The 22,456-nt window shown below is 71.2% G+C and carries 19 protein-coding genes and 4 tRNA genes; 8 read left to right on the top strand and 15 right to left on the bottom strand.

Features of this window, described 5'->3' with window-relative positions; genetic code table 11:
- Nucleotides 1–25 precede the first annotated feature (25 nt).
- From ACZ6QO_RS03175 to ACZ6QO_RS03145, 7 genes are all read right to left on the bottom strand, one after another.
- Nucleotides 26–841, bottom strand: coding sequence for a carbohydrate ABC transporter permease (locus ACZ6QO_RS03175; RefSeq protein WP_465847121.1), 816 nt, complete (start codon nucleotides 839–841; stop codon nucleotides 26–28).
- A gap of 11 nt (nucleotides 842–852) precedes the next feature.
- Nucleotides 853–1,857 carry a carbohydrate ABC transporter permease gene (locus ACZ6QO_RS03170; protein ID WP_465847119.1) on the bottom strand — a complete coding sequence of 335 codons (1,005 nt, stop codon included), beginning with the start codon at nucleotides 1,855–1,857 and terminating at the stop codon, nucleotides 853–855.
- Nucleotides 1,857–3,245, bottom strand: coding sequence for an extracellular solute-binding protein (locus ACZ6QO_RS03165; RefSeq protein WP_465847117.1), 1,389 nt, complete (start codon nucleotides 3,243–3,245; stop codon nucleotides 1,857–1,859). The genes ACZ6QO_RS03170 and ACZ6QO_RS03165 overlap by 1 nt, the downstream gene beginning before the upstream one ends.
- Nucleotide 3,246: 1 nt before the next feature.
- On the bottom strand, nucleotides 3,247–4,269 hold the full coding sequence (locus ACZ6QO_RS03160) for a LacI family DNA-binding transcriptional regulator (RefSeq protein WP_465847115.1): 1,023 nt from the start codon (nucleotides 4,267–4,269) through the stop codon (nucleotides 3,247–3,249).
- A gap of 155 nt (nucleotides 4,270–4,424) precedes the next feature.
- The gene (locus ACZ6QO_RS03155) at nucleotides 4,425–5,372 is read right to left on the bottom strand and encodes a pirin family protein (protein ID WP_465847237.1); all 948 of its coding nucleotides are present in this window, start codon (nucleotides 5,370–5,372) and stop codon (nucleotides 4,425–4,427) included.
- Nucleotides 5,373–5,466: 94 nt separating this feature from the next.
- Nucleotides 5,467–7,275 (bottom strand): glutamine--fructose-6-phosphate transaminase (isomerizing), encoded by a 1,809-nt coding sequence (glmS, locus tag ACZ6QO_RS03150; RefSeq protein WP_465847113.1) that lies wholly within the window; start codon nucleotides 7,273–7,275, stop codon nucleotides 5,467–5,469.
- 28 nt (nucleotides 7,276–7,303) lie between these two features.
- A complete protein-coding gene (locus tag ACZ6QO_RS03145; RefSeq protein WP_465847111.1) occupies nucleotides 7,304–7,582 on the bottom strand; it encodes a hypothetical protein in 279 nt (92 codons plus the stop codon).
- Between the two features lie 234 nt (nucleotides 7,583–7,816).
- On the opposite strand from ACZ6QO_RS03145, the gene ACZ6QO_RS03140 reads away from it, so the two are divergent.
- The 4 genes from ACZ6QO_RS03140 (at nucleotide 7,817) to ACZ6QO_RS03125 (ending at nucleotide 8,211) form a co-directional block, all read left to right on the top strand.
- Nucleotides 7,817–7,889: transfer RNA gene (locus ACZ6QO_RS03140), tRNA-Gly, on the top strand.
- A gap of 12 nt (nucleotides 7,890–7,901) precedes the next feature.
- Nucleotides 7,902–7,972: transfer RNA gene (locus tag ACZ6QO_RS03135), tRNA-Cys, on the top strand.
- Nucleotides 7,973–8,047: 75 nt separating this feature from the next.
- Nucleotides 8,048–8,120, top strand: a tRNA-Gly gene (locus ACZ6QO_RS03130).
- 16 nt (nucleotides 8,121–8,136) lie between these two features.
- Nucleotides 8,137–8,211 (top strand) — tRNA-Val (locus ACZ6QO_RS03125).
- 125 nt (nucleotides 8,212–8,336) lie between these two features.
- Here the strand turns inward: ACZ6QO_RS03125 and ACZ6QO_RS03120 are convergent.
- The 3 genes from ACZ6QO_RS03120 to ACZ6QO_RS03110 are packed head-to-tail and all read right to left on the bottom strand — an operon-like array spanning nucleotide 8,337 to nucleotide 11,779.
- Nucleotides 8,337–9,422, bottom strand: coding sequence for a lysylphosphatidylglycerol synthase transmembrane domain-containing protein (locus ACZ6QO_RS03120; RefSeq protein ID WP_465847109.1), 1,086 nt, complete (start codon nucleotides 9,420–9,422; stop codon nucleotides 8,337–8,339).
- A gap of 32 nt (nucleotides 9,423–9,454) precedes the next feature.
- The gene (locus ACZ6QO_RS03115; protein ID WP_465847107.1) at nucleotides 9,455–10,537 is read right to left on the bottom strand and encodes a glycosyltransferase; all 1,083 of its coding nucleotides are present in this window, start codon (nucleotides 10,535–10,537) and stop codon (nucleotides 9,455–9,457) included.
- 18 nt (nucleotides 10,538–10,555) lie between these two features.
- Entirely contained in the window at nucleotides 10,556–11,779 is a 1,224-nt protein-coding gene (locus ACZ6QO_RS03110; RefSeq protein WP_465847105.1) for an endonuclease/exonuclease/phosphatase family protein, read from the bottom strand.
- 202 nt (nucleotides 11,780–11,981) lie between these two features.
- Between ACZ6QO_RS03110 and ACZ6QO_RS03105 the strand changes: the two genes are divergently transcribed.
- Genes ACZ6QO_RS03105 through ACZ6QO_RS03090 form a run of 4 tightly spaced genes read left to right on the top strand, consistent with a single transcriptional unit; the run spans nucleotide 11,982 to nucleotide 15,802 of the window.
- Nucleotides 11,982–12,989 (top strand): glycosyltransferase family 2 protein, encoded by a 1,008-nt coding sequence (locus tag ACZ6QO_RS03105; RefSeq protein ID WP_465847104.1) that lies wholly within the window; start codon nucleotides 11,982–11,984, stop codon nucleotides 12,987–12,989.
- A gap of 6 nt (nucleotides 12,990–12,995) precedes the next feature.
- Nucleotides 12,996–13,682: a sulfotransferase family protein gene (locus ACZ6QO_RS03100; RefSeq protein WP_465847102.1), complete on the top strand. Its 687-nt coding sequence runs from the start codon at nucleotides 12,996–12,998 to the stop codon at nucleotides 13,680–13,682.
- A 41-nt stretch (nucleotides 13,683–13,723) separates the two neighbouring features.
- The gene (locus ACZ6QO_RS03095; protein ID WP_465847100.1) at nucleotides 13,724–14,755 is read left to right on the top strand and encodes a glycosyltransferase family 2 protein; all 1,032 of its coding nucleotides are present in this window, start codon (nucleotides 13,724–13,726) and stop codon (nucleotides 14,753–14,755) included.
- A 3-nt stretch (nucleotides 14,756–14,758) separates the two neighbouring features.
- Nucleotides 14,759–15,802 carry a glycosyltransferase gene (locus ACZ6QO_RS03090; protein WP_465847098.1) on the top strand — a complete coding sequence of 348 codons (1,044 nt, stop codon included), beginning with the start codon at nucleotides 14,759–14,761 and terminating at the stop codon, nucleotides 15,800–15,802.
- Nucleotides 15,803–15,868: 66 nt separating this feature from the next.
- Here the strand turns inward: ACZ6QO_RS03090 and ACZ6QO_RS03085 are convergent, their stop codons facing one another.
- The 5 genes from ACZ6QO_RS03085 to ACZ6QO_RS03065 all read right to left on the bottom strand — a co-directional run bounded on the left by ACZ6QO_RS03085 (nucleotide 15,869) and on the right by ACZ6QO_RS03065 (nucleotide 22,127).
- Complete coding sequence (locus ACZ6QO_RS03085; RefSeq protein WP_465847096.1) at nucleotides 15,869–16,660, bottom strand: AfsR/SARP family transcriptional regulator; 792 nt, start codon at nucleotides 16,658–16,660, stop codon at nucleotides 15,869–15,871.
- Between the two features lie 22 nt (nucleotides 16,661–16,682).
- Entirely contained in the window at nucleotides 16,683–17,519 is an 837-nt protein-coding gene (locus ACZ6QO_RS03080; RefSeq protein WP_465847094.1) for a UbiA prenyltransferase family protein, read from the bottom strand.
- A 164-nt stretch (nucleotides 17,520–17,683) separates the two neighbouring features.
- Nucleotides 17,684–18,724 carry an NAD-dependent epimerase/dehydratase family protein gene (locus ACZ6QO_RS03075; RefSeq protein WP_465847092.1) on the bottom strand — a complete coding sequence of 347 codons (1,041 nt, stop codon included), beginning with the start codon at nucleotides 18,722–18,724 and terminating at the stop codon, nucleotides 17,684–17,686.
- On the bottom strand, nucleotides 18,706–20,139 hold the full coding sequence (locus ACZ6QO_RS03070) for an aspartate aminotransferase family protein (RefSeq protein WP_465847090.1): 1,434 nt from the start codon (nucleotides 20,137–20,139) through the stop codon (nucleotides 18,706–18,708). The genes ACZ6QO_RS03075 and ACZ6QO_RS03070 overlap by 19 nt, the downstream gene beginning before the upstream one ends.
- Before the next feature lie 101 nt (nucleotides 20,140–20,240).
- Nucleotides 20,241–22,127 (bottom strand): AfsR/SARP family transcriptional regulator, encoded by a 1,887-nt coding sequence (locus ACZ6QO_RS03065; RefSeq protein ID WP_465847088.1) that lies wholly within the window; start codon nucleotides 22,125–22,127, stop codon nucleotides 20,241–20,243.
- Nucleotides 22,128–22,456: the final 329 nt, after the last annotated feature.

The raw sequence follows: 22,456 nt of genomic DNA, 5'->3' as shown, positions 1-22,456 counted from the left end.
ATCGCTGGACTGATCGGGCGGGGGGTCATCTGAGCCCGGCCGTGGCCACGCCCTGGACGAAGTAGCGCTGGAGGAAGACGAAGAGCAGCAGGACGGGGGCGATGACGACGACGACCCCGGCCAGCAGCAGCCCGTAGTGCACGGTCTCGCGGCCCGACAGGCCGGCCAGCGCGACGGGCAGGGTGTACATCTCCTTTCGCTGGGCGACCACCGCCGGCCAGATGAAGCCGTTCCAGGAGGTCATGAAGGTGATCAGGCCGAGCGTGGCGAGCACCGGCCTGCACAGCGGCATCACGACGCGGAAGAAGATGCGGAACTCCCCCGCGCCGTCGACGCGGGCGGCGTGCACGAGCTCGTCGGGGATCTCGCCCATGAACTGCCGCATCATGAAGACCCCGAGCGGTGTGACCAGCCCGGGGAGCACGATGCCCGCGTAGGTGTCGGCCAGGTTCAGGCTCGCGACCGTCACGAACTGCGGGATGAGCAGCACGATGCCCGGCACCATCATCTGCAGCAGCACCAGGCCGAAGACGACGCGCCCGCCGGAGAAGCGCAGTTTGGTGAGCGCGTAGGCGACCATCGAGCAGAACAGCAGGTTGGCGGTGACGACGACGGCCGCGACGATGACGCTGTTGGCGGTCACCCTGACGACGTCCATCCGCTCGAACAGCGCGGCGTAGTTGTCGCCGATCCACTGGACGGGCAGGAAGGTGGGCGGGTCCCGCCGCAGCTCGGTGTCGGACTTGAACGAGCCGAGCAGGGTCCACAGGAACGGGCCGGCGACGGCGGCCAGCCCGATCGTGAGCGCGGCGTACAGCGCCGCGACGCGTGCTCGCTTCACGGTCACGCTCCTCACCTCCCGGGCCGCAGCCATCGGAACTGGGCGAACGAGAACGCGGCGATGACGGTGAACAGCACGGTCGCCGCCGCCGCGCCGTAGCCGTAGTCGCCGAAGCCGAACTGGTCGAAGATGGCGAGCGAGGCCGACATCGTCGAGTTGAGCGGCCCTCCCCTGGTCATCACCAGCGGCTCCTCCAGGAACTGCATGAACCCGGCGGCGCTGTAGACCCCGCAGAACAGCAGGGCGGGGCGCAGCATCGGCACCGTGATGCGCCGGAACCTCGCCCACGCGCCGGCGCCGTCCACGTCGGCCGCCTCGTACAGCTCCTTCGGCACGCCCTGCAGCGCGGCCAGGAAGACCACCATGTCGAAGCCGAAGTTGCGCCACGCCGTCATGACGACCAGAGCGGGCAGCGCCGTGCGCTCGTCGAGCAGCCAGGCGGGGCCGTCCACGCCCACGGCGCCGAGCAGGTTGTTGACCAGGCCGGCCTGGGGGTCCAGCAGCAGCCGCCAGGCCACGGCGACGCCGATGATGCTGGTGACGTAGGGCAGGTAGTAGCCGAGCCGGAAGAAGGTGCGCAGCCGGGTGATGCCCGAGTTCAGCAGAACGGCCGCGCCCAGGCCCATCGCGATGGTCAGCGGCGTGGTGGTGACCACGAAGAACAGCGTGTTGGCCGCCGCCCTGCGCATGGTCTCGTCCTGGAACAGGCGCTCGAAGTTGCGCAGGCCCACGAAGTTCACCGCGAACGGGTCGCGCACGTCGGTGCTGCGCATGTCGGTGAAGCCCATGACCAGCCCCGCGAGCAGCGGCAGCGCGTACATCAGGGCGAACACCGCGAGGAACGGCGAGGAGAACAGCCACGCCCGGGCGGTCTTCCCCGGCGGGCCGGACGCCGCCGCCCCACGGCCACGGCCGGCGCGCGGGCGGGCGGGCGCGCCGAGGCCCGGGTCCGCGCCGCGCCGCTCGCGGCGGTCGCGCCGGTCGCCGGCCGCCAGGCCGGAGGCGAGGGCGGCCATCACAGGCCGGTGCCGACCGCGTCGGCCTGCGCCTGGACCGCCTTGGCCGCGTCCTTCGGGGCCGACCGGCCGAGGACGACCTTCTCCACCTGCTGGTCGATCACCTTGGAGATCTGGTCCCAGGTCGGGAACGGCGGGGGCGTCTTGGCGTCCTTGAGCTGCTCGCCGAACACGGCGACGCGCTTGTCGGCGGTCAGCTCGGGGCGCTGCCACGCGGCCTGGACGGCGGGCAGGTCCTTGACCGTCTCGAACCAGGCCGCCTGGGTGGCCGGCTCGCTGAGCCACTGGACGAACCGCCAGGCGGCGTCCCTGTTCCCGGACTCCTTGAAGACCACCAGGTCGCTGCCGCCGATGAAGCTGGTGCCGCCCGCGCCGCCCTTGGGGTAGGGGGCGACGTCGAACTTCCCTGCGAAGCCGGGGCCGCCGTCCTTCTCCATGGCGGCGATCATCCACGGGCCGGAGAAGTACGCGCCGACCTTGCCCTTGAAGAAGCTCGCGGGGAACGACGCCGGGTCGACCTTGCTGGAGGCCAGGCCCTCCGTGAAGTAGGACCGCTGCCGCTCCAGGGCCCTGACCATCTCGGGGGTGTCGAAGGTCCACTTGCCGTCGGACCCGATGATGGAGCCGCCCTGCTGCCAGACCAGCGGGAGGATCTCCTGCCAGGAGCCCACGGTGTAGTTGAGGTTCATGCCCTGTGTCGCGCCGGCCTCGCGCAGGCCCTTGGCGAAGGCCTTGGTCTCCTCCCACGTGGCGGGCGGGGTGAGGCCCGCCTTGGCCGCGAGGTCCTTGCGGTAGTACAGCACGCGGGTCTCCACGTACCACGGCACGCCCCACGCCGTGCCGTTCACCTCCACGGTGTCCCAGGCGCTGGGGAAGAACGCCGCCTCGTCGATCAGGTTGGACGGGGTGGGGTCCACCGCGCCGGTCTTGGCGAGCTCGCCCATCCAGGTCGAGCCGATCATGCTGACGTCGGGGGTGGCGCGGGCGGCGATCGAGGCGGTGATCTTGTCGTGGGCCACGTCCCAGCCGATGGGCGTGACCGTCACCGTGACCCCGGGGTTGGCCTGCTCGAACCGCTTGGCGAACGCGGCGAGCGCCTCGCCCTCCGAACCCATGGCCCACACCGCGAGCGAGCCGGTCACCTTGGCCGCGGTGTTGACGTCCTTGGGCTTCTCGGCCGCGCCGCCGGTGCCGCGTCCGCAGGCGGGCAGGACGAGCAGGGTGGCGGCCAGCAGCCCGGTAAGGGCCCGCCTGCCGCGCGGGGTTCCGGCGCCGCCGCTCCGGTGGCGGGACGCCGTCCCGCGTGCCGCCGTCTTGCGGGAATTCGTACCGTGTGCTGCTGTCTTGTGGAATTTCGTGCCATGTGCCGTGGTCGTGTACGCCGTCAACTCAGTGACCTCCCTGGGGGTGCGGCCCGCAGCTGCCGCGGATGATCAGCTCGGTGTCGAGGGTGCGGTGGCCCGGTTCGGCTTCCACGCCGGCGATCAGCCGGTCCAGCGCGCGGGCGGCCTGGGCTCCGAGCTCGCGCATCGGCTGCCGCACGGTGGTCAGCGCGGGCCGGGCGTGGCGGGCGGCCATGATGTCGTCCCATCCCGTCACGGCGACGTCGTGCGGCACGGACAGCCCCAGCTTCTCGGCGGCCAGGATCACCCCGAGGGCCACCTCGTCGTCGGAGCAGATAACCGCCTCGGGCCGCCGCCCGCCGTCCAGCAGCCGCAGCGCGGCCTCGTACCCGGCATCGACGGTGTACTCGGCCGTCGCCACCGGCTCGACCGCCTCGCCGAGGACGTCGCGCACGCCCTGCCAGCGCTCGTCCACGTCGTCGCCCGTCGTGTACGGCGCGCCGAGGAAGGCGAAGCGGCGGTGGCCGTGGCCGAGCAGGTGCGCGGCCAGCTCCCGCGCGGGGGCGGCGTTCTCGCTGCGCAGGGTCACCGCGCCCGGCCGGCGGGCGTGCGAGATGAGCACCAGCGGCAGGCCCGAGGCGAGCAGCTCGTCGACGACGTCGCCGGGCACGGTGCTGCCGAACACGGCCAGGCCGTCGACCCGTCCGGCCAGCTCGCGCACCAGGTCGCGGACCGAGCCGCGCCCCTTGGCGGACAGGATGACGACCGACCGGCCGAGTTCGGAGGCGACCTCCTCGTAGCCGATGAGCACCTCGGCGAAGTACGGCCCCGAGAGGTTGGGGAAGACGATGCCGTTGGCGGCGTGCCGGCCCTCCGCGAGGCTCACTCCGGCGCGGCTCGGCGTGAAACGCAGCTCTTCGACCGCGCGCAGGACCCTCTCGCGGGTGGCGTCCGCCACCGGGCCGGTCCCCCGCAGCGCCCGCGAGACCGTGGCGATCGACACCCCCGCGCGCTGCGCGACCTCGTAGATCGTCACGCCGCCCGGCACCGGGGCGTCTGGCCCGTCCATCCGACCTCCTGCGATGTAAGCGCTTCCACTCGACGGGACGAGCGTAGGGGGTTGATGGAAGCGCTTACAGTGGCGAGTTTCATGCCCGCGTTCCCGGCAGGTAAACAATCCCGCACAACAAGGACACGCCCGGCGTGTCCGTCAGGGACCGGCTCTCACCTGCGGCGGCCCCGGGGCTTCAGCCGGGTGCCGGGCATGATCGGCGCGGGGATGCGCGGGAGGGCGGTGCCGGCGACGGTTCCGAACGCGGTGCCCTCCTCCCATTCCTTGCGGAAGCGCTCGATCTCCTCGTGGCCGCGGCCGACGAAGTTCCACCACATGACGATCTCCTCCTCGAACGGCTCGCCGCCGAGCAGCAGCGCGCGGGCCGCCCCGCGGGAGGTGAGGACGAGCTCCGAGCGGCCGCTGCCGAGGTACAGCAGCGGCCCGGGAGCGAGATGCACGCCGTCGGCGTCGAGGTCGCCGGACAGGGCCAGCACCGCGTACTCGAAGTCGGGGCGCAGCGGCAAGGTGATGCTCGCCTGCTCGCCGAACGCCAGCTCGGCGCCGACCAGAGGGCTGTGGACGCCGGCCGGCGAGGCGAGGCCGGCGAGCTCGCCGGCGATGACGGTCACCGTCACGCCGGACGAGGTGAGCACCGGCAGGGCCGCGTGGTGCTCGAAGGCCGGGTCTGTGGCGCGGGACGCCTCCGGCAGGGCCACCCACAGCTGCACGCCGTGGATCATGGTGCCCGGGACCACGGACTCCTCGGCGTGCGAGATCGCGCGGCCGGCCGTCATGATGTTCAGCTGGCCGGGGCTGATGAGCTGCTCGCTGCCGAGGCTGTCGCGGTGGAGCACCTGGCCCTCGATGAGCCAGGTCACCGTCTGCAGGCCGGTGTGCGGGTGGGGGCCGACGCTCATGGTCGCCGGCTCGGGGCCGTAGTCGTCCAGGAAGCACCAGGCGCCGACCATCCGGCGGTCGCGGCCGGGGAGGGTCCTGGTCACCTTCATGCCGCGCGTGCCGCCGAGGACCACGTCCCGGCCGATCAGCAGCTCGCGCACCGGACCCTCGGCGGCGCCGTCCTGGCCTCCGCACACGGTCTCGTGCGGATCCCGCTCCATATTGCTCACTCGGAAACTCTACGACTCATGCCTAGATGTCCGAAATGCCGCACGCGGCGCCCGCACTGGACGGACGCCGCGCGGGGACGGCGGGCTACTCGACCGTGACGCTCTTGGCGAGGTTGCGCGGCTTGTCCACGTCGCGTTCGAGGGCCACGGCGGCGTGGTAGGCGAACAGCTGCAGGGGGATGCCGAGCAGGATGGGGTCCAGCTCGATCTCGTTCTTGGGCACCACGATGACGTCCTCGGCCAGCTTGACGTCCGGCACGCGGTGGCCGACCATCAGCACCTTGCCGCCCCGGGCGCGGATCTCGCCCAGCGTGGTGAGGTTCTTGTCGAGCAGCTCGTCGTCGGGGACGATCGCGACGGTCGGCATGTCGGGGCCGATGAGGGCAAGCGGACCGTGCTTGAGCTCGCTCGCCGGGTAGGCCTCGGCGTGCACGTACGAGACCTCCTTGAGCTTCTGGGCGCCCTCGCGGGCCACCGGGTAGCCGCGCACCCGGCCGACGAACATCATGCTCGGGTGGGGGGCGTACTTGCGGGCCAGCGCCTCGATGGCCTCGTTCTGCTTGACGATCTCGGCGATCTGGTCGGGCAGCCGCTTCAGGCCCTCGACGATGCGCCGCCCGTCGGCGGGCGACAGGTCGTGCACCCGGCCGAAGTGCAGGGCGATCAGCGCGAACGCCACGGCGGTGGAGGTGAAGGCCTTGGTGGAGGCGACGGACACCTCGGGCCCGGCGTGCAGGTAGACGCCGCCGTCCACCTCGCGGGCGATGGCGCTGCCGACCGCGTTGACCACGCCGAGCACCCGGCCGCCCTTGCGCTTGAGCTCCTGCACGGCGGCCAGGGTGTCGTAGGTCTCCCCCGACTGGCTGACCGCGACGTACAGCGTGTCGTGCTCGACCACGGGGCTGCGGTAGCGGAACTCCGAGGCCGGTTCGGCGTCGGCGGGGATGCGGGCCAGCTCTTCGATGAGCTGGGCGCCGATCTGCCCGGCGTAGTACGCCGAGCCGCAACCGATGATCTTCACGCGGCGGAACGCGCGGGTCTCGCGGGCGTCGAGGTTCAGCCCGCCCAGGTGGGCGATGTTGAACCGGCCGTCCAGCCGGCCGCTCAGCGTGCGGGCCACCGACTCGGGCTGGTCGGAGATCTCCTTGAGCAGGTAGTGCTCGTAGCCGCCGGTGTCGTAGTGGCCGGCGTCCCAGTCGACGGTCAGCGGCTCCTTGGAGGTGGCGCGGGCGTCCATGGTGAAGGTGCGGAATCCGTCGGCCTTGAGCACGGCCAGCTCGCCGTCCTCCAGGTGCACGACCTGCCGCGTGTAGCGGATCAGGGCGGCCACGTCGGAGGCGGCGAACATCTCCTTCTCGCCGATGCCGAGCACGATCGGGCTGCCGTTGCGGGCGACCACGATCTCGCCGGCGCGCTGGGCGTCCAGCACGGCGATACCGTAGGTGCCGACGATGCTCTTGAGCGCCTTGCGGACCGCCTCCTCCAGGGTGTCGGCGTCCTCGACGGTGCGGGCGATGAGGTGGGCGAGGACCTCGGTGTCGGTCTCGGAGACGAAGACCGCGCCGTCGGCCTCCAGCTTGGCGCGCAGTTCCCCGGCGTTCTCGATGATGCCGTTGTGCACGACCGCGACGCGCTGCGCCGTGTCCAGGTGGGGGTGGGCGTTGACGTCGTTGGGCACGCCGTGGGTGGCCCAGCGGGTGTGCCCGATGCCGAGGCCGCCCTTGAACCGCGCGGGGACGGCCGCCGCCAGGTCGGCGACCCTGCCCTTGACCTTGCGCATCTTGAGGCCCTTGTTGCCGACCACGAGACCGGCCGAGTCGTAGCCGCGGTACTCCAGGCGCTGGAGGCCCTCCAGCAAGATCGGCGCCGCGTCCTTCGGTCCGACGTATGCCACGATTCCACACATATAAATCTCCTTGGCGCTAGCCGTAAACGATGCGGCGCAGTTGGCGCAGCGACAACTCGGGAGCCACGACAGGTCGGGAGGAGAGCTCGGCGGCGATGCGGGGGAAGATCTGCTCGTTGGTGAGCCCGCGCGCCTTCATCTCGCCGTGGCGGCGCCGCACGTACTCTTCGACGGACTCGGAGAAGTACGCGACGACCTCCGCCACCACCCGGGCGGCCTCTCCTGGACCGAGCGAGGTGGTGCGGATGAGATGTGCGATCAGATCTTCATGGGAATGCTGCACTGCCGTTGACACAGGGCAGGACTTTACGCAGGAAATCGGCGGCACGCCAAGAATCTTGCCCGATTTCGGGCAACGACACGCACTTGAGCCCTTCGATCCAGCCTCATCTCGCCGCGTCGAACGCCTGGTGCCGGCCAGGATCCGCCACCCCGCACCCTCCCCTGTTCCGCGTGGAGTGTGCACGAGGGCCCCGGGGACGCGCTAGAGTCATCTGCGTACCCGGAGAGCGGTTTCCTCCGTGGTCACGCGGACGTGGCTCAGCTGGTAGAGCATCACCTTGCCAAGGTGAGGGTCGCGGGTTCGAATCCCGTCGTCCGCTCGGAAAGATCCTGGTGGAGTGGCCGAGAGGCGAGGCAGCGGCCTGCAAAGCCGCGTACACGGGTTCAAATCCCGTCTCCACCTCGACGGGATCTCGCACCGCCGGGATCCGGTAAAGTTGTACAGGCATCACGAAGGCGTCACCGCCCGAGTGAGCATGCGGACGTGGCTCAGCTGGTAGAGCATCACCTTGCCAAGGTGAGGGTCGCGGGTTCGAATCCCGTCGTCCGCTCTGGTTTCCTCATCGAGGGCGATTAGCTCAGTGGGAGAGCGCTACCTTGACACGGTAGAGGCCACTGGTTCAATCCCAGTATCGCCCACCACTCCAACCCCAGGCCTCCGGCCTGGGGTTTCTCATTTCCCGGACGTCTTCGCCGCCACCGGCCGCAGGGCGGCGACCAGGCTTTCCCTGGCGCCGGCCCCGGTCGTGAACGGCGCCGCGGAAGGCCTACGGGACGGAAGGGCTACGGGACGTCCGCCGGTCGACATCGGTAGGCGCGGGGCCGGCCTGACGGGACGGGGCTTCCCGATCTTTCTCGGCTTCCTCGCCCTTCTGGGCTTGCCGGTCTTGCTGCTCTTGCCGGTCTTCCTGGTCCTTCTGGTCTTTCTGGTCTTTCCGGGCGTCCGGCCGGCGGCGGATCAGGTACTCGGCGACGGCCAGGGCGACCGCGCCGAGCGCGATCTCGCTGACCGTGGAGACCAGGCGGCTGGCCACCGCCACCACCGCGGCCGCCGGGGCGGGCAGCACCAGCGTCAGCGCGGCCGTCAGCACCGCCTCGCGGACGCCGATGCCGTCGGGGATGAAGACGGCCGCGATGCCGAGCGACGTGGCGAGGGTGAACGCGCCGACGCACAGCGCCAGTGACCGCGCCGGCGGCGCGCCCATGGCGATGGCCAGCGGCCACAGGTGCAGTCCGGTGACCGCCCATGACAGGCTCTGCCAGGCGACCGCCAGCCGTATCCCGCGGCCCGAGGCGGACTTGGCCGCCCCGGGCCGGCGCAGCAGCCGCAGCAGCAGCGCCGCGCCCTGGTTGATCAGCTGCGGCCGCACCAGGACGACGACGATCAGCACGGCGGCGCCCCCCAGCCACGCCGCCCCCGCGCCCAGCATCTGCACGCCCGCGAGCAGCCCCACCGTGAAGCCGCTGAGCAGCACCAGGCTCATGACGAGCGCCGACGCGCTCAGCAGCCGCCCGAAGGTGACGCCGTTGGCCGTGGACACCTTCATCATGGCGAGCATGCCGGGCACTCTGCCCGGCACGTACTTGGACAGGAAGCCCACGAAGAAGATCCGGACCACCCGTGGCTCGCTCACCGGCGGGCCGATCTCCAGCAGCACCGCGCGCCAGGCCAGGAACCCGAACGACAGCCCCGCCGTGCTGGCCAGCAACGCGCCGGTCAGCAGCAGGCTCATCTCCCCCGCGTCGCGCCGGGCGAACAGGACCGCGACCACGTTCCAGTCGAGCCGGGACAGCGTGACCACGATCGCGGCCACGGCGACCAGCACGAACGCCGCGATCAGCGTCCGTTTCACCGCACGCGGCAGCCGGGGAGGCCTGATGCCCCTCACTCGCGCGCACCGGCCGACGGCGCCGGGGACAGGCCGGTTCTGACCGGCTCTCCCCGCCGGCGGCTCAGCTCGTAGGCGACGCGCAGCAGCCCGACGCAGGCGCCGAGGAAGAACGCCGTGTGGAAGCACAGCTGCATCCAGCTCACCCACAGCGCGAAGCCGGCGCCCCGGTATCGGCGGGTGAAGCCGATGAACCTGCCGTTCGCCCGCAGGAACGCCGTGAGCGTCAGCGCCGGCACCACCAGCAGCCAGGGGCTGAGGAGCGCGAGCGGCAGCGTGAGGAAGGTGGCCGTCGCCGACGCCGAGGACAGCGCGGGCGGTTTGCGACGCTTGTGCTGGCCCGTCCCGATCATGTTGAGCTGGAAGCCGGTCTTGCCCTCCCCGCGCAGCCGCCGCGCCCTGACCATGATCACCGGGAGGGTGGTGGACCGGACGAACCGCTCGACCAGGCACCCCCAGAAGCGGTCCTCGTCGTCGGCCTTGGTGACCACGGACGTGGTCACCACCAGCCGGTAACGGGCCGGGACCCGCGTGCCGAACTCGAAGTCCTCGCCGTCGCGCAGCCGCTCGTCCAGCCGCCCCGCCTCCTCGAAGACGTGACGCGGGATCAGCGTGCACGACAGGAACGTGGCCGTGGTCTGGCTGCGCTCGTAGTGCTCGCAGATGACCCGGTAGCGCTCCACCGGGCCGTCGTCGTACAACGGCTCGGCGGCGTAGATGCCCTGGACCATCCCGGCGTCCGGCGTCTCCCGGTACAGCTTGACCGCGTTGGCGACGGCGTCCGGCTCCAGCGCCGTGTCGGAGTCCACGAAGAACAACAGGGGGGCGGAACTGCTCGCCACCCCGAGGTTACGGGCTCCGGCCGGCCCCTGGTTGCGCGGCGGCTCGATGATCGTGCAGGGGAACTCCCGCGCTATCTCGAGCGAGCCGTCGGTGCTGACGTCGTCGACGACGATCACCTCGGCCGGAGCGTACGTCTGCGCGTACACCGACTCCAGACAGGCCCGGAGGGTCTTCTTCTTGTTGTAGTTCGGCACGATGACCGCGACATCACCACGCCAGTCCATCCCGTCAGGCATGTCCGTTCCCTTCGTTGGTCATCTCACCGACAACACCGCGCGCTGGGCCCGGTGGTCGGACAGCCCCGCGGCGCCGGGCAGTTCGTAGCCGTGCACGGTCACGTCCGGGGTGGTGTACAGCCAGTCGATCCGCCACAGCTCGGCGGACCCCTCCTCGAAGGTCGCCGGGTAGAGCGACGAGAGCGCCGGCGTGTGATCGACCAGCCTGTCCGGCAGCAGGCGGCGGATCCCCATCGCCGGAGAGGTGTTCAGGTCGCCGCCGAGCACCACCGGGTTCGGGTTGGCCTCGATGTCCGCGCGGATCGCCCGGTAGCTCGCCTCCCGCCGGAGGATCTTGTACTCGTTGGCTCCGCGGGAATCGGCGCTGTACAGCCGCCATTCGAGCGGGGGCGCGAGAACCTGCGCGTCGTAGAAGGAGACGACCTTTCCGTTCACGTCGATGTCGGTGCGCAGCGTCTCGACCGTGTAACCCTCGGGCCACTGCCGCAACGCCTCGGGGATCTCCTTCTGGCCGGCCGGCAGCCATGGACGCAGGTCGAGGCCGCGCTGCCCGACGATCGGGAACCGCGAGAGCGTGATCTGCTCCCCCGACACCGCGATGTGGTAGCCCGGGAACTCGCGGCGCAGCTCCGCCATCTTGTCGATGCGCAGCGCGAGGTCGGCCGTCCAGCGCTGGGACAGCATGTCGCCCTTCGTGGTGTCGACGTACAGATATTCCATCAGCAGATAGACGTCGGCGTTCAGCTTGTGGAGATAGTCGTAGAACTCGGGCGAGTACCGGTCGCCTTTGGCGGTGCGCCAATCCTGGTCCCAGAACTCGGTGTTCCAGGCGGCCACCGTGATGGCTCCCGGCGGGGCGGGCGGCGGCGTGTACCAAAGGGTGGCGTAGTTGACCCCGCTCAGCCCGGCGCCGAGCACCCCCGTGACGACCAGCAGCGACATGATCCGCCAGCGGACCGGGCGGGCCAGCGGCGCCACGACCATCAGCAGCGCCGGGACCACCAGGAACAGCAGCGGCGGCATCAGGTCGACGGGCGCCCACAGCGACGCGCGGCCGCTCGCCAGCAGGTGGCAGACCACGAACGCCGACCACGCCACCGAGGCGGTCACGACCAGCTTGGTGCCCAGGCACCAGCGCCGCCGCGGGCGGACGAAACTTCTCAGGCGCGTCGTCCAGCCCACGTCGGGCTGGGACGGCGCATCGGTGATCTGCTCCTCGATCGCGACGTCCGGGTCGCTCATCGGCACCCCTCGGTGAGTAGGCCAGCGTTGAACGTACTGAGCCTTTCTTGTCGCTTCCTTGTCAACGGCCGCCCTGCGAAAGGGCGCGCGGCCGGCGCGGAACGCGCGACAAGAATGGGACAAGCCCGCCTGGCTAGCGTGCATCGGACGCGAGGTCCCACATACCTGTCCGAACAACGGCCTCTAGCCACTGGAGCACATCATGAGTCGGGAGCGCCCGCTAGTCTCGGTCATCATTCCCAGCTACAACCGGTCCGACGTGTTACGCCTGTGCCTCGATGCGGTGAACAACCAGACTTATCCGAATATCGAGGCGATCGTGGTGGACGACTGCGGCACCGAGGACGCGGCGCAGGTGGCCGCTTCGATGGGCGCCAAGGTGGTGCGCACCAAGGTCAACAGCGGCCCCACCCCCGCGCGGAACCTCGGCGCCGAGCACGCCACCGGCGAGGTGCTGCTCTTCCTCGACGCCGACATCGCCCTGGAGCCGGACGCCGTGGAGAACGCGGTGAACATCCTCGCCGCCGATCCGTCGATCGGCGCCCTGGGCGGCATCCTGCTGCCCGAGTCGCTGGTGTCCCAGAGCCTCGCCGCGCAGTACCGCGCGCTGCAGATGTACCGCTGGTGGATGCCGGCCCACCGGCCGACCCTGGAACTGCACGCGGCCGTGCTGGCCGTGCCCGCCAAGGTGTTCGCCGAGGTAGGCCCGTTCGACCCGCGGCTGCGCGAGACCGTCTCCTCCGACTACCGCGTCCGGGTCAAGGAGCACTACGACGTCAAGCTCACCGACGCGGTGCGGGGTCGCAAGGACCACGACGCCACCGTGCGGACGATCCTGAGCAAGGTGTTCCGCCGCGCCCGGATCAGCGCGATGGACTGGCGCAAGGGCGAGACCCCCGGCGACTCCAGGGCCCGCGCGCTCGGCGGCGTCCTGCTGCTCGCCGCCGTCCCGTCCCTGGCCCTGCCCATGGCGGCCGGCCGCATCGGCGCGGTCGTCCCGCCCGTCCTGGTCGCCGCGGCCATCGCCCTGGACGGCGGCACCCACCGCTTCGCCTTCGCGCAGCGGGGCGTCCCGTTCGGCCTCTACTTCTCCGGCGTGCACCTCGCCGTCACCTTCACCGGCGCCCTCGGCGGCGCGCTGGGCGTCGTGCAGCGCCTCGCGCTCTCGCGCCTGGAGAAGCCCGCCCAGCTGCTGGCCGCCCAGGACTAGGCGACCATGCATGTCATCGGCACCGGTTTCGGCCGGACGGGCACGCTATCTCTCAAGACGGCGCTGGAACGGCTCGGCTTCGGCCCGTGCCACCACATGGTGGACATGTTCGATCATCCCGAGCAGATCAGGCCCTGGCTCAGGGCCGCCGGCGAACGCCCGGTGAACTGGGACGAGCTGCTCGTCGGCTACGAGTCGTGCGTGGACGGGCCGACCTCCGCCCACTGGCGCGAGCTCGCCGAGCACTATCCGAAGGCAAAGGTCATCCTGACCGTGCGCGACCCGGAACGCTGGGTGGCCAGCATGAACAAGACGCTGTTCATGCAGCGGCGGCGCATGGACTCGCCGGCGGGCAGAGCGGCCGTCCTGCTGTCGAGGCTGCTCGGCACCGACCTCGCGGCGTTCGTCAGGATGGTGGACACCACCCTCGACGCGCGAACCTTCGCCACGCCGGCCGACCGCGAGCCCGCGCGCGCCATCGAGCTGTTCCGGGCGCACACCGAGAGGGTCGTCGCGGCCATCCCGGCCGAGCGGCTGCTCGTCTTCGACGTCAGCGAGGGATGGGAGCCGCTCTGCGAGTTCCTCGACGTCCCGGTGCCGCACGAGCCGTTCCCGAGGGTGAACAACACCTCGGACTTCACCCAGAGCGGCAGGGGCCGGGCCGCGCCCATGCTCCTGCGCCGGACCAGGTGACGGGCGCCATGCCGTCCGCGGACCCCAAGGGGGAATCGACCATGGAAGAGCGACGGCCGCTGGTCTCGGTCATCGTGCCCAACTACAACTACGCCCGCACGCTGGATCTGTGCCTGAGCGCGCTGGAACGGCAGAGCTATCCCCACATCGAGGTGATCGTGGTCGATGACCGCAGCACCGACGACTCGGTGGAGATAGCCCACCGGCACGGGGTGCGGGTCCTGGTCACCGACACCAACATCGGCGCGCCCGCGGCGCGCAACGTCGGCGTGCGGCACGCGCGCGGGGAGGTGCTGTTCTTCCTCGACTCGGACCTGGCGCTGGCCGAGGACGTGGTCGAGCACGCGGTGGACCTGCTCACCTCCGACCCCACGCTCGGCGTGGTGTGCGGCACCTACGACCCCGAGCCGCTGATCCCCGACAGCATGGTGGAGCGGTACCGCAGCCTTCAGCTGCACTACTGGATCTCCGGCGACGAGGGCGACATCACCACGATCTACTCCGCGCTGTTCGCCATGCGGGCGGAGGTCTTCCACGAGGTGGGGCCGCTCAACCCGGCGCTGCGGCACAGCGAGAACGCCGAGTACGGCCACCGGGTCACGCAGCTCGGGTACCGGATCGTGCTCGACAACCGGATCCGGGGCAGGCACGACCACGACGACCGGCTGCGCGTGGTGCTGTCGAAGTTCTTCCACCGGGCGCGCCTGCACATCCCGCTGTACCTGCGCCGCCCGGACTTCAACGGCGGCCCGGCCAACAGCAGCCGCGGGTGGGGGGCGCTCGCCGCCCTGTTCGCCGTGGCCGCCGTTCCGCTGCCCGTGGTGCTCGGGCCGGTCTGGCTGCTCGCGCCGATCGGGCTGCTGCTCGGCTCGATCGCGTCGGACCTCGGCATGTACCGCTTCGTGCGCCGCTACGCCGGCCTGCCGTTCGCCGTCTACTTCGCCGCGGTGCACTTCCTGGTGAACGTCACCGTCGGGGTGGCGGTGTTCGCCGGCGCCGCCCAGTGCGCGGTGTCCAGCCGGTTCCGGCACACCTACGACGTGACCGGGCCGTCCGCGCCCGTGGGGGTGTGAGCGATGACCGATCCCTCTCCCCTGGTCTCGGTGATCGTGCCGAACTACAACTACGCCACCTCGCTGGAGCTCTGCCTGCGCGCCATGCTGGAACAGACCTACCGGCCGATCGAGCTGCTGGTGGTGGACGACGGCAGCACCGACGACTCGGTCGCGGTCGCCGAGCGGCTCGGCGTCCGGGTGGTCCGCACCGAGCGCAACATGGGGGTGGCGGGCGCGCGCAACCTCGGCGTCGCCCACAGCCGCGGCGAGATCCTGGTGTTCGTCGACTCCGACGTGGCCGCCTACCCCGACTCCGTCGAGGTGGCGGTGGGCATGCTCGCCGCCGACCCGGGGCTCGGCGCGGTGTGCAGCATCCACGACCCGGAGCCGCTGATCCGCGACAGCCTGGTCGAGGAGTACCGCGCGCTGCAGTACTACTACTGGACGGCCAGCTCCGAGGGCTCGATCTCGTTCCTGTTCCCGGCGCTGGTCGCCATGCCCCGCAAGGTGTACGACGAGATCGGGCCGTTCAACACCCAGCTGCGCGAGACCGAGGAGGTCGACTACGGTCACCGCCTCACCCAGCGGTACGACATGGTGCTCACCAGCGCGGTGCGCTCCCGGCACGACCACGACGACAGGCTGCCGAAGCTGCTGCGCAAGCTGTACAAGCGCGGGCGCGCCCGGGTGCCGCTGTACGCCCAGCGGCGCCGCTTCGCCCGCGGGTTCGAGACCTCCAGCCGGGCCGGCGGCAGCCTCGCCGCGCTGGCGGCGGTGGCCGCGGTGCCGGTGGCGGTGCTGCTCGGCCCGGCCGGCGCCGCCCTGCCGGCCCTCGCCCTGGCCGTGTCCATCGTGGCCGACCTCGGCATGTACCGGTTCGTGCTGCGCAGACGCGGCACGCTGTTCCTGCTCTACTACGGCGCCGTGCACTTCCTGGTGAACCTGGCGATCGCCTCCGGGGTGGCGGCCGGGGTCGTGCGGTGGCTGTGCTCGGCCAGGTTCCGCCGGCTCTACGACACCGACCTGCACATGCTGCCCTCCCCGGCCGGGGAGGCGGCGACCTGACGGCGCTCACGCGCGCGCCCGCCCCGGCCGGACTCCCCGGCCGGGGCGGGCGCGTGATGGAGCCGATCAGCCGGTGACCTGGGCGAGGAGGAGCTCGCGCGTCCCGGACCGCCCGGTGGTCCGCGTCAGCGGCTCGTGGTCGCCGCACAGGATGCTCTGGTGCAGCGCGCGCAGCTCCGGCCCCGGCTCGATCCCCAGATGGTCGGCGAGGTACCCGCGCAGGCGCGCGTACAGGGCCACCGCCTCCGCGGTACGTCCCAGGGCGCACAGGCCGCGCATCAGCATGCTCGCGAGCGGCTCGGCGAGCGGATGGCGGGGCACCAGGGGCGTGAGCTCGGCGACCACCATGTCGGCGCGTCCCATCCGCAGGTGCGCCTGCGCCCAGGCGGTCAGCGCGCCGACGAACTGCTGCTCCATGCTGTAGCGCATGCGGGCGGCCCAGTCCCCCGGGATGCCGGTCAGCGGCGACCCGCGCCACAGCTCCATGGCCTCGCCCAGCAGCGCGGCCTGGACGAGGTCGTCGCCGGCGTGGGCCTGCGCCCGTCTCACCAGCCGGGCGAACCTGTGGGCGTCCACCCGTTCGGGGTCGGCCTCCAGCACGTACCCGCCGCCACGGCGCTCGATGGACACCGGCGTCGCCGCGAGCGCCCGCCTCAGGCGGGCGATGTGGGCGTACAGCGAGTCGATCGCCCGGTCGGGCGGAAGATCCCAGACGCGCTCGATCAGCGTCCCCAGCGAAACAGGGTGGTTGGCGTCGACCGCCAGGGCGGCCAGCACCGCGCGCCGCTGGGGCGGCCCCAGCGGCACGCGGCGGTCCTCGGCGGTCACCTCGACCGGTCCCAATAAGCGCAGGTCCATTGCCTTCCTTCCAGTGTCGCTGTCAGAACGGGACGGCGGCCGCCAGGGACGGGTAGCGGACGAACAGGAGCGTCACGCCCAAGGTGGCGGCCCACAACATCGAGTTCGCGACCATGACGCGGTCGCGCAGCAGGACGCGGACCGGGTCGCCGCCGTCTCCGTCCACCAGCTGGATCTGCAGGTAGCGGAAGAGGGCGAAGAGCGCGAATGGGAGGGACAGCAGCATCGCCGTCTGTCCGTGCTCCGGACCGAACGGGCCTTCATCGCGCAGATACATCAGGCCGGAGACCAGGGCGAGCACGGAGGCGATCTGGAGCAGCCAGTTGGTCAGCTCCATCGAGTAGCCGCGAAGGGCCGGCCGGTGCACGGCCCCGGTCTCCAGCAGTTCCATGCGCCGCTTGCCGATGAGCAGCAGCAGGGACATCGAGAACACCGTTACCAGCAGCCAGGCGGGCACCCGCCCTCCGGTGACCTCATACCCCTGCAGGACGCGCAGGACGAAGCCGACCGCCACCGTGCCCACGTCGACCAGCGGGATGTGCTTGAGGAAGCGGCTGTAGGCGACGTTGATCGGAAGGTACACCAGCAGCGGCAGGTACGACGCCGGCGCCTGGACGACGATGACGAAGAGCAGCGCCAGCAGGACGGCGCAGTACAGACACGCCGTCGGGATCCCCACGCGGCCGGCGGCGACGGGGCGATGGCGCTTGACGGGATGCAGGCGGTCGCGGTGGCGGTCGGCGATGTCGTTGCCGATGTAGACCGCCGCGGAGGCCAGGATGAACGCCACCGTGGCCTCCATGATCCCGGTCACCTCGGCGAGGGTCCACGGGGAGGCGCCGATGAGCGCCAGTGGCACCAGGAGGATCGCCTTGGCCGCGTGCGAAGGGCGTATGAGACCGGCGAGGTCCGCCAAGCGGCGGGGGCGGGCCTCCACCGCCCGGCCCGGTGCCGGCTCAGGTCGCTGCGGGCTTTCTGGGACGTCTGCCGATTCGACGACGTGCATGATCTACCCCGGTCAGCTCAGAAGAAGACTTTCGCCAGGGACAGTGCGCCCTGCCGCCACGCGTCGCGGCTCGTCTGGCCCGCGCCGCGCGGTGCGCCGGTCGCGCGTTGTTCCCGCCACCACGCGTACGTGCGCAGGATCGCGTCCCGGTTGGACAGCCGGGGACGGAAGCCGAGCCGTTCGCGTGCCTTGTCGATGCTGACGTAGGAGTCGGCGAGCAGCTTGTACACCAGCCGCCCGTACACCGGCGACAGCCGGCTGCGCTCCAGCAGCCGCAGTCCCGCCAGGGCGGGGCGGGCGGGCAGCGAGACGACGCGCTTGCCGTGGCCGGCCGCGTCGAGCACCGCCTGGAAGTCCTCGCGCAGCGTGCCGAACTCGGCCGCCGCAAGGTTGTAGGTGTCGTTCGCGACCGCGTCCGGGGCGTCGAGCACGCCGACCACGGCGTCCACCAGGTCCTCGATGGCGAACATCTGGATGCGCACGTCGCCGCGCCCGAGGATCGGGAAGTTGCGGCCCTCCTCGGCCCACTCGAAGAGCATCGCGAACAGGCCCATCCGTCCCGGGCCGAGGAAGGTCTTCGGGCGCAGGATCGGCACGCACATCCCGCCGGCGCGGTACTTGTCCGCCAGTTCCTCCGCTTCGGTCTTGGCCCTGGTGTAGGGGTCGACCGGCTCGCGCGGATGGTCCTCGGGCGTGGGCACCAGCTTCGGCAGCCCGTACACGGCCGTGGAGGAGATGTGGACCAGCCGCGCCACGCCGGCCCGGCGCCCGGCCTCCAGCACGGTGTGGGTGCCGTTGACGATCAGGTCGTGGATCTGCTCGGCCGGGTAGCTGGGCAGCGCGCCGGCGCAGTGCACGACCGCGTCCGCCCCGGACATCACCTCGGTCATCAGCGACAGGTCGCGCACGTCGCCGAGCCGGTGCCGCGCTCCTTCGAGCGGGACGGGCAGCGCGCGCACGTCCACGCCGGTCACGTCGTGGCCTTCGAGCACGAGCCGGCGCGCCAGGTTGCCGCCGAGCATCCCGGCGCTGCCGGTGACTACGACCCGGTAGACCATCGCGACCCCACCTTCTCCCGCACGAACCGGCCGAGCAGGCGCGGCAGCCCCTTGGCCAGTGTCTTGTCGAGGGCGTCCAGGAAGTACTCGACGTCGGCGGGTTCGATGGCGAGGGTCGGCGCGACGACGAGCGGGTTGTCGGCGTTCGGGCTGTAGTAGGAGACGATCCCGTGCTCGCGGTACAGCTCCGCGATCACCGACAGGGTGATCAGCTTGGTGCGGAACTGCGGATCGCCGGAGAACCCCGGCGCCAGCTTGCCGGCCAGGTCGAGCACCTTGGGGCCGCCCGTCAGGAACACCCCCCACAGCGACCCCGTGCCGGAGACGCGGCCGACCACGTCGGGGTAGCGCTTCTGGATGTTCTCCAGGCCGGGCCGCAGGAGGCGCTCGATCTGCCGCGCCCGGGCGGGGTAGTCGTCCTCGACGACCACGTTGATCGCCTCGATCGCGGTGACGGTCTCCTCGCCGAACCCGTAGTACGTCGTGCTGTGCAGGATGACGTCGGAGAGCCGGTCATAGGCCTTGCGGAAGACGGGCTCGCGCGCGGTGTACCCGGCGATCGACGCCTTGCCACCGCCCAGCGACTTGGAGTACACCAGGATGTCGGGCGCCAGGTCCGGGTAGCGCATGAAGTAGAACAGGCTGCCGGTCTTGCCCCACCCGGTGTACACCTCGTCGAAGATGAGCATGATGTCGTTGGCGTCGCAGAGCCGGCGCAGCTCGTACAGATCCGGCTCCGACCAGCAGCGCATGCTCGACGCGCTGAACGGCTCCGCCATGATCGCGTAGATGTCGCACGTGCCGTCGGGGCCGCGCGCCGCGTCGATCGCCTCCCGTACGGCCGCGATGTCGCCATAGGGGTAGACGACGATGCCCGGCAGCCCGGGGAAGCGGAAGGAGTTCTCGGCCGACCCGGTCAGGCTTCCCGCGCCAAGGGTCTTGCCGTGGAAGCTGATGTCGGACCGCAGGATGGTGTTGCGCCGCCCGCCGTGGTACTTGTACGCCATCTTGATGGCGCCCTCGTTGGCCTCCGCGCCCGAGTTCGGGAAGTAGGAGATGTTCAGGTCGCCCGGCAGCAGCGCGGCCACGTTGTGGCTCAGCGCGGCGACGTACGGGGAGAAGAACGCCTTGTGCACCTCCATGCGCCGCAGGTCGGCGTACCGCCGGCGCGCCGCCAGGATCCGGGGGTGGTTGTGGCCGTGGTTGAGCACGCCGACCCCTCCGGTAACGTCGAGGATCTTGCGCCCGTCGCGCGTCCAGATCCAGGCGCCCTCGGCGCGCTCGACGAGCTCGCGGCCGAAGCCGAAGGAGGTCATCAGGTTGACCTGACTGCGGCTGACATGCCGTCTGTACAGGTCTTGGACTTGTTTTACGGTGAGGTTCTCACACTCTTCGACGCCGATAAGCTCAGACACGTCCGCCCATCCCTTACGCGTTCGCACGGATTCCGCAAGGTGCCGGCCTTCTCCTCCGCGGTGAGAAGAAGAGAGACATGTCGCCATGGTGTGGACTGGTGCTATGCCCGGCTCCATACAAATGTGTGTAGGTCGGCGTCCGTGCGCAGGCCGGCGTCGCCGCGCGCCAGAGATGCGCGCAGCGCCCGCCGCACGGCCTGGGCCCGCTCCTGCTCGGTGTCCTCCTGCCGGGCACGTTCGCGGGCGAACAGGCGCAGCAGGTCGTGCATGCGGTACCGGCCGGGGGCCCAGGCGTGCAGCAGGTGGACGTCCGCGAGGCGGTCCAGCAGGTCGGCGGCCTCGTCCTGCGGGCGGTCGGCCAGGGCCGCGGCGGCGCCGAGACCGATGTCGGCCGCTCCGAGCAGGCTCAGCAGCCGGAACATCCGGGCCTCCTCGGCGTCCAGGCCGCGGTAGCTCATCATGAAGCACGCCCGCACGGCGCGGTCGTCGGCCTGGAGCTCCGACAGGCGGTGCTCCTCGACCGCGAGACGGCCGGCGAGGGCGCGCGGCGACAGGCCGGGCCTGGCGACGAGCCGGGCGGCGGCGATCCTGACCGCCAGGGGCAGGCCGCCGCACAGTTGCGCGATCGCGCGGGCGGCCGGCGGGTCGGCGGCGACGCGCTCCTCGCCGATCAGGCGGCTGAGCAGGATGAGGGCCTCGTCGTCGGCCATGACGCCGAGGCGAAGGTGGGCGACGGCGTCCAGCGAGGTGAGCATCCGGCGGGCGGTGATCAGCACGCGGCAGGCGGGGCTGGCCGGCAGCAGCGGCCGTACCTGCGCGGCGTCGCGGGCGTTGTCCAGCAGGAGCAGCAGGCGCCTGCCGTCGGTCAGCGAGCGGAACCGCGCGGCGGCCTCGTCCACGTCGGCCCGCGCGGCGGAGTCGTCGCCGAGGGAGCGCAGCAGGCGGGCGAGGACGCCGGCCGGGCGCAGGGGCGCGACGTCGGGGGTGGAGCCGTGCAGGTTCACATAGAGCCGCCCGTCGGGGAACCGGTCGGCGGCCTGGTGGGCGACGTGTACGGCGAGCGCGGACTTGCCGACGCCGGCCGCACCGATGACCGCGGAGACGACGACCGCGCCGGCGCCCTCGGAGGTCAGCGCCGTCCGCAGCCGGGCGATCTCGCGGGTCCGCCCGGTGAACGCGGCCGGGTCGATCGGCAGCTCGGCCGGGGCGAGGATCCTGCGCGGGGCGACCGCCGGCGGCGGGGCCAGGGAGGGGTCGTCGGCGAGGATCCGCCGGTGCATGACGGTCAGGTCGGGGCCGGGATCGATGCCGAGCTCCGCGGCGAGCGTCTTGCGCGCCGCCTGGTAGACCGCGAGCGCGTCGGCGCGGCAGCCGGAGCGGTACAGGGCCAGCATGAGCTGGGCCTTGAGCCGCTCGTTCAGCGGATCCCTGCGGGTGAGCGTCTCAAGGTCGGCGAGCACCTCGCTGTGGCGGCCCAGCGCGAGCCTGGCCTCCAGCGAGCCGTCCACGACGGTGGCCCGCAGCCGCTCCAGCCGGGCGGCCGCCCCGCGCAGCGGCGCGGGCAGCGGCAGTCCTTCCAGGACGGTCTCGGCGCGCCACAGGCCGAGGGCCCGGGTCAGCCGTTCGAGCGCGACATCGTTGCGCCCTTCTGACAGCGCCCGGTGCCCCTGCGCTGCGAGTTCCTCGAACAACGTCGCGTCGATCTCGCCGGGGGCGACGCTCAGCACGTACCCCTGGGAGCCCGCCTCGATGCGGGACGGAGCGCCGAGCGCCCTGCGCAGCGCGGAGATGTAGGTGTAGAGGTTGGCCTCGGCGTTGGCGGGAGCCCGCTCGCCCCACAGCCAGTCGAGCATCCGCTGGCTGGGGATCGCCGTGCCCGCGTTGAGCAGCAGGGCGGCGAGCAGCACCCTCTGTTTTCGCCGCCCGAGTTCGATCGGCTTCCCGTGGGACGCCCTGGCCTCGATCGGTCCGAGGATCTTGAATTCCATCCCTATCACCCTGCAGCGCACAGCGTTCACCGACATGAACCGTACAAATGCTCATGAGCCGTGTTCTGCACGGTCATGATCGACAGGACTGGCCTTCGAGCGGCACCCACCCGAAAGGACGGAGACGATTACCGACCTGGAATGTCCGGACCCTCGCGCTCCCGCCGTGGGAGCGCTCTCACACGATGGATCTCTAGCATTCGTAACATGGGGGAAATAATGGGAAACCTCCGGGACGCGGGTTGTGAGGATCGTCCATGCCGGCCCGCGATCTGAAACTTTCACGTTCCGGCGAAAACGTATGACCGTCGACTCCTACGGCGCGCTCG

It is taken from the genome of Sphaerisporangium sp. NPDC049457, from assembly GCF_055586705.1.
The sequence above is the reverse complement of the archived record's forward strand: the minus strand, read 5'-3'. Positions and strand labels throughout refer to the sequence as shown.